Below are 13327 nucleotides of genomic sequence, written 5' to 3' on the forward strand. Positions count from 1 at the left end.
GCTCAAAATGGTCACACCTGAAAAACAAGCGCGGACAAACAAAAGATTACAAGAGGTTGGGCTATTGCAAAACCCCTAACATATCGAGAAATTCATTCTATCTATCGCAAAAACCGCAAATATAAAGTCACAATAATAAGCACAAAAAAGTGACCGGATCGTCACGCGATACTGAGAACGAAAAACTGTTTCGTTATTTCTCCAATGTGTTGCTCAGGTAGCAACCTTAAAAAGGTATGAGTCTCTGGGTAACGTTTCCCAGAGTTCGCCCATCGCCGGCATCAATAGTAAAAATTACCTATGCGAATGCTCAGTCGCCTTCACAAAGCGCATCCCATTGGCAGAATCGGCGAAAGCATGCACCCGATGCAGGTCAATGGCAGCCCTGCCCCTCAGGGGCTTAGCCGCTCCACTTGCCACACACCGTCTTCCATCGCGCGATAAATGAGACGATCGTGCAGGCGAGACGCACGGCCCTGCCAGAATTCCACCGCGTGAGGCACAACCCGATAACCGCCCCAGAACTCCGGCCGCGGCACTTCAGAGCCTTCGAACTTTTTCTCACATGCGGCGAACTGCTCCTCCAGCACCTCACGGGAGACAATCGCATCGCTTTGGTGCGAGGCCCATGCGGCAATCTGACTGTCGCGAGGACGGCTGGCAAAGTAGGCATCAGCCTCCGCATCCGCCAACTGCCGGGCTTCACCGCGTACGATTACCTGGCGCTCCAGAAAATGCCAGGGGAACAGCAGCGAAACCTTCGGATTGGCGGTAATATCCCACGCCTTCTGGCTTTTCAGATTGGTATAGAAAACAAAACCGGACTCATCGAACCCTTTCAATAACACAATCCGCTGGGAAGGCTGCCCACTGGCATCAGCGGTACTCAGGCACATGGCACTGGGGTCGGAGATATCCGCCTTCACCGCCTCTTCGAGCCATTCGCGAAACTGGCTCATCGGGCCGTCAGCGAGGTCGCCCCGCTCCAGCCCGCCCTGCAAATATTCTCTACGCCACTGATCGATTTCCATCGCTGTCATATCCTTTACAACTATTTACTGGATCAACGTCTTACTGGATCACTTGGTACAAAAAGCCTTGGATAGTGTACGCAGTTTGCACTGCGATCCCCAATTTGCCTCATCCCACCAATAAACGTCTTGATCTGCATCATCCTTGACGACGCAGGTGCTCCTCGCGGCTCTTGCGGTAGTTAATGACGTGGGTCCGGCTCAGGCGGTCGTGCATCAAATTGCCTCCAAGGAAGCAATTAATAAACCAGCCGATTTTGTAGGTTGGGATCGTGAGTAGGAAACTGAAGGACCGCCAAAGTCCATGCCAATACCCCACCCGCCCGAAATTCTTATCGGTGACACGGTAGCCCAGTAACCATTTGCCAGGGGTTGTCTGCCACTCGGAGCACTCTGCCAACCAGGTCGCGATCAAATACAGTCCAGTGGACACAAGTGCGCCGTAAAGTCCCGCATCAGATTCCGACAGTCCAGAGACTTTCATAATAATCGCGGTGGCGAATACACCGATGGTCAGATGCACCAGCAGTATATCGAGGATTACCGCTACGCTACGGCCCAGTACACTTCCGAAAAAATAGTAATTCAGCTGTTCAGCGACGACTTTCGTCTTCTGGCGTATCAGTTTACTGCCACCGCGAATTGCCGAAGTCGGATCTCGCTCTTCAGAATCTAGCTGTAACGCATCAAATAAAGTATCGGCCAGGTCTTCATCAAACTGTTGATAGTACGCGCGCGGATTACCTGACCAGCCGAACAGTTGATCACAATACGCCAGTACATTTTCAGTTACGTGGGTACGGTACTTCCCCTTTCGATTCGCCGCTTTCTGGTTAAAACGCGCAAATCGCTCAAAGACCGCAAGCCCCAGATTCCAGTTGTATTCGTCTTCCAGCATGTAAGGCGAGGTGCCGAGAAAATGCCAACGGTCTTCCCGGTTAATTGTCAGAGGGTCTCGTAACACCTCATCAACCACTTCAAGAACACGGCGGTATTCATCAATACGCAGCTGCCGGGCCGCGTCTTCGGCTGCTTGCTCCTTGTCTGCCTCAGTATCTTCTTCGCAGGTGTTAGCTATCAGTTCGACACTTTGTGCTTGGGCTGCAGCCTCGCCGACTTCAGCCTCCGGCGCAGGCTCACTGTTTGACTGCAATGACGTAGCTTCTGTGGCCACAGCTGCTCTCGGCTCGCTTATCACAGCAGCCTCAATCGCGTCCGCAGCCTCGACAGTTTCCAGTGCAACTTCTGCGACAGCTGGCTCAGGCCGCACCACACTCTCAGGTGGCGCCTCGCCGGTTTGCCGACTACGCGCACGGGTCTGGGCCACCTTTAGCGCTTGCTTATAGGCGCTGTGCAACTGCTGGAACGCCTCGGGATTATCGTCCGGCCGGTTTTGCTTTAGCTTGACGGCATAGGCACGTTTGACTGCGCGAGGATCGTCACACGGCTCGATGCCTAGGATTACCCAGGGGTTCATCAGATCCAGTCCTCGCCATCAAAACGGTCAAGGAACTCCTGCAAACTCGCCTGCGCTTTCTTGATCTCCGTCTGGTTTTGGCCATTCAGTATCCGGTCGAACTCGCCCAACGCGCGGGAGATCGCATCGCGCTGGGGGCCGAGGCAGGATTCATACAAACGCTCGCCGCGCGCAACCAGAGCGCGATTCACTTCGTCTTCCCGCGGGTGGAACTTTAGTGCCGCCAGCTTTTCAAGCGCCGCCGTCTTTTCCTTTTCATTGAGGGCGCCGGGGGTAAACTCGATTAGCTTGTTGTAGGTCTTGCCATTGGAGATCACTTTTACGTCGACTTCCAGCAATCCATTCATGTCGTAGCTGTAGCGGATATCCACCGCTTCCTGCCCTCGCGGCCCCTTGGGCACGGGTACACTCAATTCCCCCAGGTATACATTCTTTTTCACCAGGCGGTTTTCCCCCTGGTAAACGTCGATACGCAGCTCGGTTTGGTTGTCACTTGCCGTGCACACCTGGCGCACGATACTCACAGGAACGACCGTATTGCGGTCGATAATTGGCAGGAAGTAATCCCCCTGGTCCGGGCTGTCTTCATTCACAATTCCGGTCCCGAGGGTATACGGGCAGACATCGGTAAGGACGATATCATCCAGCGCCGCATTACGGGATTTGAGCCCACCCTGAATGGCCGCGCCGATGGCAACAACGGTGTCCGGGTCGAGATGGCACGATGGCAAACGGCCAAACATACGGCCTACCATAGAGCGAAACAGTCCCATCCGGGTGGAACCGCCAACCAAAACGACCTCATCGATGGTTTGAGGGGGCATATCCGCGTCGCGCATGGCCCGTTCAATCGGACGCTTGGCGCGCAGCAAAAGCGGCGTGGCTACCTTCTCAAACCATTCGGAAGACGCGACCCACTGCACTTTTTCTTTGCCCAGCTCCAATTCCAAGGGCTGTGCACCCGGCTGGCCGATACGGCGCTTGGCGCTCTCCATTTGCATGTACAGGTTTTGCTGCTGTCGGGGTGAGAGCGAGGATTTCTCGATATTGAGCTCATTCAGCACACTGTCGATCATGGCTTCAACAAAATCTTCACCACCGAGGAAGTTGTCCCCGGCACTGGCATGTACTTCCATAATGCCGTCGAAGAATTCAAGAATGGACACATCGAAGGTGCCACCACCCAAGTCGAGAATCAGGAAGTTACCTTCGCGCTTTTCGTGCAATCCATATGCAACCGCCGCCGCAGTTGGCTCGTTGATCAGGCGCTCGACTTTTAGTCCGGCGAGTTCACCGGCGAGTTTGGTCGCATGACGCTGGTTGTCATTAAAGTAGGCTGGTACGCTGATCACCGCCTCGGTGATCTCTTCTCCTAGGAAGGCCTCGGCATCTTCTTTCAATGCCCGCAGTACCAATGCGGAAAGCTCTGTGGCGCTGAACAGCTGGCGGCCGAGTTTTACCTTGTGATCGGTACCCATCAGCCGCTTGAAGGCCGCCACGGTACGATCGCTGTGATTGATCAGGCGTTCCTTCGCGGTGCGACCCACAATCAGCTCACCGGCGTCATCCAGGCCCACCACAGAGGGCGTCAATAGTTCCCCCAACCGGTTGGGAACCAGCGTAACGCCATCTTCCTGTAAAACGCCGCACGCACTATTCGTAGTACCCAAATCAATCCCGATGATGGCCATTGTTACCCCTGAACATAAAACCGGCTGAAATTGTTGTTATCGTGGGCCGCATTGAACCATATTTTGGCCATCCGCCCCTAAATCCCGTTGGATCCTGGCTAGTGAGCGCAACTGGCAACTTCACCACCCCACTCTCGCTGCCCGTCAAATGGCAAATATCCTGCCGCCAAAGGGACCCTTTCTCAATTTTCCTGCGTTTTTTGCCACAAGGGAGCAGACTCTGCGGACGCTTGCGACTGGCCCGGAGCGAGACTAGGCTCGGTTCCACTCAAGAGCGATTGCACATGTCAGCCGCTCCAAATTAACTCGCGCAATACAAGAAAGAAGAACAGGAAAAAAGAATGTCTTCCGCTGCTTCACCAACCACTTCTTCGCCGTCGTCTGCTGCGCAGCCTCTGCCCAGTTGTGCCCAGGTTCTGATGCACCTGCTTCGCCAGTACGAAGTGGACACCGTATTCGGTATCCCCGGCGTACACACCATCGAACTATACCGGGGGCTTCCCGGTAGCGGACTGACTCACATCACACCGCGCCACGAGCAAGGGGCCGCATTTATGGCCGATGGCTATGCCCGCGCCAGCGGCAAACCCGGTGTTTGCTTTCTGATCACGGGCCCAGGGGTAACCAACGCCGCCACAGCCATGGCACAGGCGTTTTCGGACTCTATCCCGATGCTCGTGATCAGTGCGGTAAACCGCCGCGAGGATCTCGGCACCGGCCGCGGCCGCCTGCACGAGTTGCCGCGCCAACAAGATGTAACCCGCGGCTTCTGTGTCTGGCAGCACGCCGTGACAAGCGCGGAACAGTTGCCAGAGACCCTGGCGCGCGCGTTTCAGGTCATGCATGCCCCGCGCCCGGGCCCGGTGCATATCGAGATCCCCATCGACCTGTTCCCTGCCCCCATGCAGTGCCCGCTCGCGGACTATCGCGCGGTAGCGCCGACGGCATTACCTGCAGCCGCCGCCGATACTGTAGCGACAGCAGCCAAATGGCTTGGCGCAGCGAAAAACCCGGTTATTCTGCTTGGCGGTGGTGCCCACGAAGGGGGTAAAGAAGCCACCGCGCTGGCAGAGAAACTGGCAGCACCGGTATTCCAATCCCTCGCCGCCAAAGGCATCGTGGATGAACGCCACCCGTTATGTGGTGGCGCCAACCTGAGCTTCTCCAATGTGCGCGAGCGTATCGAAAATGCGGATGTGGTACTGGCAGTAGCGACGGAACTGGCGGAGACCGACCGTAACCTGGTGCGGGATAACTATGCCTTCAACGGCAAAGTGATTCGCGTGGATCTGGACCCCGCCCAGCTGGTGTGCAACGCCAACCCGGACCTGGCCATCTGCGCAGACGCAAAGGCTACCCTGCAGCAATTGCTGGATGCTTTGCCCGCAAAGGACAACACAAAAGCGCAACAGCAAACCGCTACCGAGGTAGAAGAACTACTGCGCGGCTGCCGCAACGAGTGGTGGCCGGGATCCGAAGGCCGCTACCCCTGGGTGCAGGCACTGCGCGATGCGCTGCCGGACAACGGTATTTTTGTTACCGACTCCACCCAGCTGGCGTATAACACCAACCACGCTCTGCGCCTGTTCCAGCCACGCAGCCACATCACCTGCACCACTGGCTACGGCACCCTGGGCTTTGCCCTGCCCGCCGCAATCGGCGCCGCGCTGGCCAGCCCGCGCCCGGTGATCGGCTTGATTGGTGATGGTGGCATCATGTTTACTCTGGGAGAACTGGCCGCCGCCGTTGAGCAGAAGCTGTCACTGCCGATTCTGGTATGGAACAACAGTGGCTACGGCGAAATTCGCGATTTTATGGATGAGGCTGCGGTTGAACAGGAAGGCGTCAACCTGCACGCGCCGGACTTTGTCGGCCTCGCGCGCTCGTTTGGCGCGGAAGGCTGTCGCATCGATAGCCCGGAACAACTGAGCGAAGCGGTGGCCGATGCCTTTGCGCGCAAGGGGCCGACGCTTATTGAGATTACTGCACCGTCGTGACGGCGGGCACGCAGAAAAATTCAGGGATTTACTAGGACTGCGAACACAACATGACAGATCTGAAAGCATTACCGACTCAAAAACTCTACATCAATGGCGAGTGGCGCGATTCCAAGGGTGGCAGCCTGCACCCGGTGATCAACCCGGCCACCGAGGAGACCCTGTGCGAAGTTATCCAGGGTTCCATGGACGATGTGGACGACGCCGTAGCGGCAGCCAAAGCTGCGTTTAAAGAGTGGCGCCACAGCCGCGCGGCCAAACGCCAGGCACTGATGCATGCCATTGCCGACGGCATGGAAGCGCGCAAACAGGATCTGGTTGCCGCGGTTTCCGAGGCACTGGGTTGCCCGGCGCATATCGCCGAATGGCTGCACGTCGATGGCCCCATTTACTCCATGCGCTATTACGCGGATCGCGCCGCGTTGATGGAGGAAACCGAAAAGGCCGCGCACTCGGTGGTAATGAAAGACCCCGTGGGCGTGTGCGGATTTATCACCCCGTGGAACTACCCCCTGCATCAGTTCGTGGGCAAGGTAGCGCCCGCGCTGGCCGCCGGCTGCACCATGATCCAGAAGCCGTCGGAGATGACCCCGCTGCAGGATTACGTAATGGCGGAAATCATCGATGCCGCGGGCGTGCCGGCGGGTGTATTCAACCTGGTGCCCGGTGCCGGCCCCATCGTGGGTGCGGCCCTGTCCAGCCACGTGGATATCGACATGGTCTCGTTTACCGGCTCCACCCGCGCCGGTATCGAAGTGGCGAAAAGTGCCGCACCGACCGTGAAGCGTGTGACTCAGGAACTGGGCGGCAAATCGCCGTTCATCATCACCCCCGACGCCGACCTGGAAGCCGCGGTGCGCTGGGGCTGTGAGGATGTATTCATCAACACCGGGCAGACCTGTACCGCATTGACCCGCATGCTGGTACCCGCGGAGCGCTATGAAGAAGCGGTTGCCATTGCCAAGCAGGTTGCGGAAGAAGTCGCGATCGGCACCGGCGAGAATGCGTTTATGGGCCCGCTGTCCTCTTCCCGCCAGCGGGAGATCGTGCGCGGCTATATCGACAAGGGTATCGCCGAAGGCGCCCGCCTGGTGACCGGAGGCAGCGAAGCACCGGAAGGCCTGGCGCAGGGCTTTTACGTGAAGCCCACCGTCTTTGCCGATGTGAACAACGACATGGCGATCGCCCGCGAAGAGATCTTCGGCCCGGTGACTTGCATGATCCCGTACAAGGACATGGATGAAGCCATCGCCATCGCCAACGATTCCGAGTACGGACTTTCCAGCGGTGTGTGGGCCAAGGACGCGGAAGCAGCAATGCCAGTGGTGCGACGCCTCGAAGCCGGCCTGTGCTTCGTCAACGGCGGCGAGTTCAACTACGACGCGCCATTTGGCGGTGTGAAGCGTTCCGGCAATGGCCGCGAATTTGGCAATGCCGGCCTGGACGAGTTTATTGAACTGAAATCCGTACAGCTGCCCGCATAAAAATCTGCAGGCGCCCAGACAGTGGCGACGTGGTTGACGAGTCGCAATCACGTCGCTATCTTTGCCCCCGAACATCAAGAGAGTGGCTGACGCCAACGCCAACCTGCCTACCGGGGCAAGGTGGTTTCTCTTCGCAGCAATGCACTCGTGCAGCGCTGTGTAGGGGATGGGGCTGTCGCTGGAACATTTAGGTTTCAGCACTGCAATCCAACCGGGATGCGATTTCCTTACTGACGAATCGCCGCTTCCGCCGTCAGCCCTCCAGAACTTTTGGAGGGAACATGTCCGAATTCAAGCTTACCAGTACCGACGTTATCGAAATCCAGATTGCCTCCCAGCGCTGCCGCACTGCAGTCCGGGCGGTCAAACGCAGTGATCGACAACTGCTGTGGCAATTGCTGTTCGACACAACGGAAGAGGCGCTGGCCTTCGCTACCCATTGCCGCGCCAGCGAAACGCCCGTCACGGCCCACAAGGCCTGTGAACTGGCGGTATAAACACGACTGAATACAGTGCTGGGGAGAATCGTCATCAATGACTCCCCGGCCTACACTTACGGCTATTCACGCGCGTCTGTTCACACGCGAGATGTCACATGCGTGACGCTGCGGCCGTTAATTGGGAAGACCTCCCCGAAAAATAGCCCTACTGCCAAAAGCACAACAGGAGCCAATAACAACGTCATGTCCAAGCCCGAGCAATTTTTCCAGCACCTGCGCGACGAACTGAAGCAAATCGAGGCCGACGGCCTCTACAAGCGCGAGCGCATCATCACCTCTCAGCAAAGCGCCGAGATTCAGGTAAACAACGACTCCCAGGTACTGAACTTCTGCGCCAACAACTATTTGGGGCTGGCCAATGACCCGCAGTTGATCCAGGCAGCCAAAGAAGGGCTCGACCAGTACGGCTTCGGCATGGCCTCCGTGCGCTTTATCTGCGGTACCCAAGACATCCACAAGGCGCTGGAGTCACGCCTGTCTGAATTCCTGCAGACCGAAGACACCATCCTGTATACCTCCTGCTTCGATGCCAACGGCGGCCTGTTTGAAACCCTGCTGGGCCCGGACGACGCCATCATCTCCGACGCCCTGAACCACGCCTCCATCATCGACGGCGTGCGCCTGTGTAAAGCCAAGCGCTTCCGCTACGCCAATAACGATCTGAACGATCTGGAAGAGCAGCTGAAAGCGGCCGACGCTGCCGGCGCCAGAACCAAGCTCATCGCCACCGATGGTGTCTTCTCCATGGACGGCGTAATCGCCGACCTGAAAGGCATCTGCGACCTGGCCGACAAATACAACGCCCTGGTGATGGTGGACGACTCCCACGCCGTCGGCTTCCTCGGCCAGCACGGCCGTGGCACCCATGAATACTGCGATGTTGTCGAACGCGTCGACATCATTACCGGCACGCTCGGCAAGGCACTTGGCGGCGCGTCCGGTGGCTTCACTTCTGGCCGCAAAGAGATCATTGACCTGCTGCGCCAGCGCTCACGTCCTTACCTGTTCTCCAACTCCGTTGCCCCCGCCATCGTTACCGCATCCCTCAAGGTGCTGGATATGCTGGTAGAAGGTGGCGAGCTGCGGGAAAAGGTACAGGCGAACTCCGAGTACTTCCGCAAGCGCATGAGCGAAGCGGGCTTCACCCTCGCCGGCGCCGACCACGCGATCATTCCAGTCATGATCGGCGACGCCGCACTGGCCCAGAAAATGGCCGACAAGATGCTGGAGAAAGGCATCTATGTGGTGGGCTTCTTCTACCCAGTAGTCCCCAAAGGCCAGGCGCGAATCCGCACCCAGATGTCTGCCGCGCATACCCGCGAGCAACTGGACCGCTGCATCGATGCCTTTATCGAAGTCGGCAAAGAGCTGGAAATTATTTGAGCTGGGAGTTTTGAGTCGAATTATGAAAGCACTATCCAAGCTCAAGTCCGAACCCGGCATCTGGATGACGGATGTCGACGTGCCGGAACCGGGCCACAACGACCTGCTGATTAAAATCCGCAAGACCGCAATTTGCGGCACCGACATGCACATCTACAACTGGGACGAATGGTCGCAAAAAACCATTCCGGTACCCATGGTAGTGGGCCACGAATATGTGGGTGAAGTGGTCGGTATGGGGCAGGAAGTCGCTGGCTTTAACGTGGGCGACCGCGTTTCCGGCGAAGGCCACATTACCTGTGGCCACTGCCGCAACTGCCGCGCCGGCCGACGCCACCTGTGCCGTAACACCTATGGTGTTGGCGTGGACCGCCAGGGTGCGTTTGCCGAATACCTGGTAATCCCCGCGCTGAATGCGTTCAAGATTCCCGACAATATTTCCGACGAGCTGGCGTCAATCTTCGACCCCTTTGGCAACGCGGTACATACCGCACTGTCATTTGACCTGGTGGGCGAAGACGTACTGATCACCGGCGCCGGCCCGATCGGTATCATGGCCGCGGCGGTTGCCCGCCACGTGGGTGCCCGTCATGTTGTGGTGACCGATATCAATGAATATCGCCTGGAGTTGGCGGCAAAGATGGGCGCGACCCGCACCGTCAACGTCAGCAAGGAAAACCTGCCGGATGTGATGAAAGACATCGGCATGACCGAAGGTTTCGACGTGGGCCTGGAAATGTCCGGCGTCGCCGTTGCCTTCCGCGATATGCTGTCAGCAATGAACCACGGCGGCAAGATTGCGATGCTGGGTATTCCCCCTGGCGAAATGGCCATCGACTGGAGCCAGGTAATTTTTAAAGGCCTGGTGTTGAAAGGCATTTATGGCCGGGAAATGTTCGAGACCTGGTACAAGATGGCCAGCCTGATTCAATCGGGACTCGACCTGTCACCGATCATTACCCACCAGTTCTCCGTGGATCAGTTCCAGCAGGGCTTTGACACCATGGGCTCCGGGGAATCCGGCAAAGTGATTCTCAACTGGTCATAGTCGCACGCGTGTTTTACGGGAGAGGTGTCCTCTCCCGTATTACCCGCCCACGCTGAACCCATCGCAATTATCCTATTTACGACACTAACGATGAGCCGACTGCCGGTACGTTGTTGGTGAAAGGCCCGTCACTTTCTTGAAGGTCCGCGAGAAATACAGCGGGTCCTCAAAGCCCAGCTGAAAAGAGATCTCACCAATGCTCAGCTCTGAGCTATCCAACAGAAAACAGGCATGCTCGACCTTCAGGTGGGTGAAATGCTGAAGTGGCGCGTAGCCGGTCAGCTCTTTATATTTTCGCGCAAAATGGTATTTGGACAGGTTGCACACTGAAGCCAGCGTTTCCAGAGTGAGTGGCAAATCAATGTTGTCGAGCATATAGGTATGCACGACCTCATAATCGAAATTTTTCTGGACGCGTTCCCGTCTCTTTCGCAAGCGAGCCAGCAGTGTAAGAATCTGGCGCAACTGGTTGGCCGCATGCACAAAAGCGGTTTTGCCATAACCGGTGCGCGCAATACTAAGTAGTGATTTAAAACTGGACTGCAATGCCGGGTCCGCAATACCTTTCAGCACCGGGGTTTCACTATTCAGGCCAACGTGTTGAAAGAAAACATCGGCTAATGCACCACGAAAATGGCACCAGTAAATAGTCCAGGGGGCATCCCCGTCGGCGCTATATTGATGCGCCAACCCCGGTGGCAATATCAGCACATCACCGCGGTCAATCCCCCCATCGAATGCACCTGCACTCAGTTGACCCGCGCCGCTATCACAATACAGCAACAGATAATCATCGTGGCTGGCGCGACGCATTGAATGTCCCTTCGCCGAAGGATAGTAACCCAATGCCGTGGGGTAGCACTCACGCGTGAGCAGATTCTCGCTCAAGTGATCGAGAATAAATTTGGGGGCGAGATAGCGCAGCCCGCTACTGGGTAGGGGCCAGGAAGATGGTTCGCTCATAGGTATCCATTCTAAACCCGCCGGCACAATTTCAGCAATATCGTCCATGCATGCCGCAATTTCGTCAATGGTAGCGAGGGCTGATCACAGTAAAGTTTACTGGTTAAGCGCAATCGTCCTTTCCAAGGCTACCCGCTCAACCACAGGCACAATCGAAAGAACAGCAGTTAAAACAATAACAATCCGTGACGCCTGGAGCGCAAAGCCGACGGATGGGAGAACACACTACCGACGCAACTAGGCAGCAACCATGACCACACAAGTACCGATGCTGATCAATGGCGAGTTCATTGAAAGTGAATCCTCAGACAAGCAAGATGTGATAAACCCGGCCACACAAGCGGTACTGGCCCAAGTCCCCTTTTCCACCCCCGAGGAAATCGATCAGGCTGTTGCCGGAGCCAAAGCCGCTTTTCAGGAGTGGCGCAACACGCCCGTGCCAAAGCGCGCGCGCCTGATGCTCGAGTATCAGCACCTACTCAAGGCACACCAACGCGAAATTGCAGAGATTCTCGCTGAAGACAACGGCAAGAACCTTGAAGATGCCATGGGTGATGTGTGGCGCGGCATCGAGGTCGTGGAGCATGCGTGCAATATTCCAACGCTGCTGATGGGCGAAACTGTCGAGAACGTCGCCTCCGGTGTCGATACATATAGCCTGGTACAGCCGCTGGGCGTCACCCTGGGTATCACCCCATTTAACTTTCCGGCAATGATTCCCCTATGGATGTTCCCGATGGCGGTGGCCTGCGGCAACGCAATGATCCTGAAGCCCTCAGAGCAGGTACCCCTGGCCACAGTGCGCCTTCTGGAACTGTTCCAGCAAGCCGGCGCGCCTGCAGGTATCGTACAGATGATTCACGGCGGCAAGGAACAGGTCGACCAGTTGATCAATCACCCAGATATCGTGGCCACCTCATTCGTAGGCTCCGTTCCGGTTGCCGAACATGTCTATCGCTCCACCACCAACCTCCTGAAGCGCTCCCAATGCTTCGCCGGTGCGAAAAACCATATGGTGGTCATGCCGGATGCCGATAAAGAAACCGTCATGAATACCCTTGTCGGCTCTACCGTTGGTGCCGCCGGTCAGCGCTGCATGGCCATCAGTGTGATTGTGTTTGTCGGCGATACGATCGAATGGGCTGGGGAGCTGGCAGATCGCCTGAAGCGCATACGTCCGGGCGTGTGGAATGACCCCGAAGCGGCCTTTGGTCCCCTTGTCAGCAAGACTGCGACACAGCGAGTAAAGGGGCTGATTCAATCCGGGATCGACCAGGGAGCAACCTGTGTCATCGATGGTCGCGATATCAAAGTCGAGGGCTATCCCGACGGTAACTGGGTCGGCCCGACCCTGTTTACCGACGTCACCACAGACATGGATATTTATCGGGAAGAAATTTTCGGCCCTGTGGTTTGCTGTATCAATGCCGATGATCTCGATGACGCATTACGGATTGTGAACAACAGCCCCTATGGTAATGGCACCTCCATCTTTACTACCTCCGGGGTAAACGCGCGTCGCTACCAGCATGAGGTAGAAGTGGGCCAGGTGGGTGTAAATATTCCAATTCCAGTACCCCTGCCCTTCTTCTCATTCACCGGTTGGAAAAAATCGTTTATGGGCGACCTGCATGCCTATGGCAAACAAGCGGTGCGCTTCTACAGCGAGACCAAGACGGTAACCACCGCATGGAAGGAGACTCGAGTCTCTGCACCAAATATGAGTATCGCACTCAAGTAAACCAACCATTCG

General features: G+C 56.8%; 10 protein-coding genes. 6 read left to right on the forward strand and 4 right to left on the reverse strand.

Annotated features, from left to right (window positions below; all coding sequences use genetic code 11):
- Window positions 1-392: 392 nt before the first annotated feature.
- The 3 genes from pdxH to KUV22_RS05400 form a co-directional block, all read right to left on the reverse strand.
- Entirely contained in the window at window positions 393-1031 is a 639-nt protein-coding gene (pdxH, locus tag KUV22_RS05390; RefSeq protein WP_222229137.1) for a pyridoxamine 5'-phosphate oxidase, read from the reverse strand.
- 139 nt (window positions 1032-1170) lie between these two features.
- Window positions 1171-2508 carry an RDD family protein gene (locus KUV22_RS05395; RefSeq protein ID WP_222229138.1) on the reverse strand — a complete coding sequence of 446 codons (1338 nt, stop codon included), beginning with the start codon at window positions 2506-2508 and terminating at the stop codon, window positions 1171-1173.
- Window positions 2508-4199 (reverse strand): Hsp70 family protein, encoded by a 1692-nt coding sequence (locus KUV22_RS05400; protein WP_222229139.1) that lies wholly within the window; start codon window positions 4197-4199, stop codon window positions 2508-2510. Before KUV22_RS05400 ends, KUV22_RS05395 begins: the two co-directional genes overlap by 1 nt.
- A gap of 341 nt (window positions 4200-4540) precedes the next feature.
- On the opposite strand from KUV22_RS05400, the gene KUV22_RS05405 reads away from it, so the two are divergent.
- The 5 genes from KUV22_RS05405 to tdh all read left to right on the forward strand — a co-directional run bounded on the left by KUV22_RS05405 (window position 4541) and on the right by tdh (window position 10611).
- Entirely contained in the window at window positions 4541-6196 is a 1656-nt protein-coding gene (locus KUV22_RS05405) for a 5-guanidino-2-oxopentanoate decarboxylase (RefSeq protein ID WP_222229140.1), read from the forward strand.
- 50 nt (window positions 6197-6246) lie between these two features.
- Entirely contained in the window at window positions 6247-7680 is a 1434-nt protein-coding gene (locus KUV22_RS05410) for an aldehyde dehydrogenase family protein (RefSeq protein WP_222229141.1), read from the forward strand.
- Between the two features lie 281 nt (window positions 7681-7961).
- Window positions 7962-8177 (forward strand): hypothetical protein, encoded by a 216-nt coding sequence (locus KUV22_RS05415; protein ID WP_077404741.1) that lies wholly within the window; start codon window positions 7962-7964, stop codon window positions 8175-8177.
- A 186-nt stretch (window positions 8178-8363) separates the two neighbouring features.
- Window positions 8364-9563 (forward strand): glycine C-acetyltransferase, encoded by a 1200-nt coding sequence (locus KUV22_RS05420; protein ID WP_222229142.1) that lies wholly within the window; start codon window positions 8364-8366, stop codon window positions 9561-9563.
- A gap of 22 nt (window positions 9564-9585) precedes the next feature.
- Entirely contained in the window at window positions 9586-10611 is a 1026-nt protein-coding gene (tdh, locus tag KUV22_RS05425; protein ID WP_222229143.1) for an L-threonine 3-dehydrogenase, read from the forward strand.
- Between the two features lie 84 nt (window positions 10612-10695).
- On the opposite strand, the gene KUV22_RS05430 is transcribed toward tdh, so the two are convergent.
- The gene (locus KUV22_RS05430; protein ID WP_222229144.1) at window positions 10696-11622 is read right to left on the reverse strand and encodes an AraC family transcriptional regulator; all 927 of its coding nucleotides are present in this window, start codon (window positions 11620-11622) and stop codon (window positions 10696-10698) included.
- 202 nt (window positions 11623-11824) lie between these two features.
- Here KUV22_RS05430 and KUV22_RS05435 point away from each other — a divergent pair, with 202 nt between their 5' ends.
- A complete protein-coding gene (locus KUV22_RS05435) occupies window positions 11825-13315 on the forward strand; it encodes a CoA-acylating methylmalonate-semialdehyde dehydrogenase (protein WP_222229145.1) in 1491 nt (496 codons plus the stop codon).
- The last annotated feature ends 12 nt before the right edge of the window (window positions 13316-13327 follow it).

This window comes from Microbulbifer agarilyticus (genome assembly GCF_019800665.1).
GTDB lineage: Bacteria > Pseudomonadota > Gammaproteobacteria > Pseudomonadales > Cellvibrionaceae > Microbulbifer > Microbulbifer agarilyticus_C.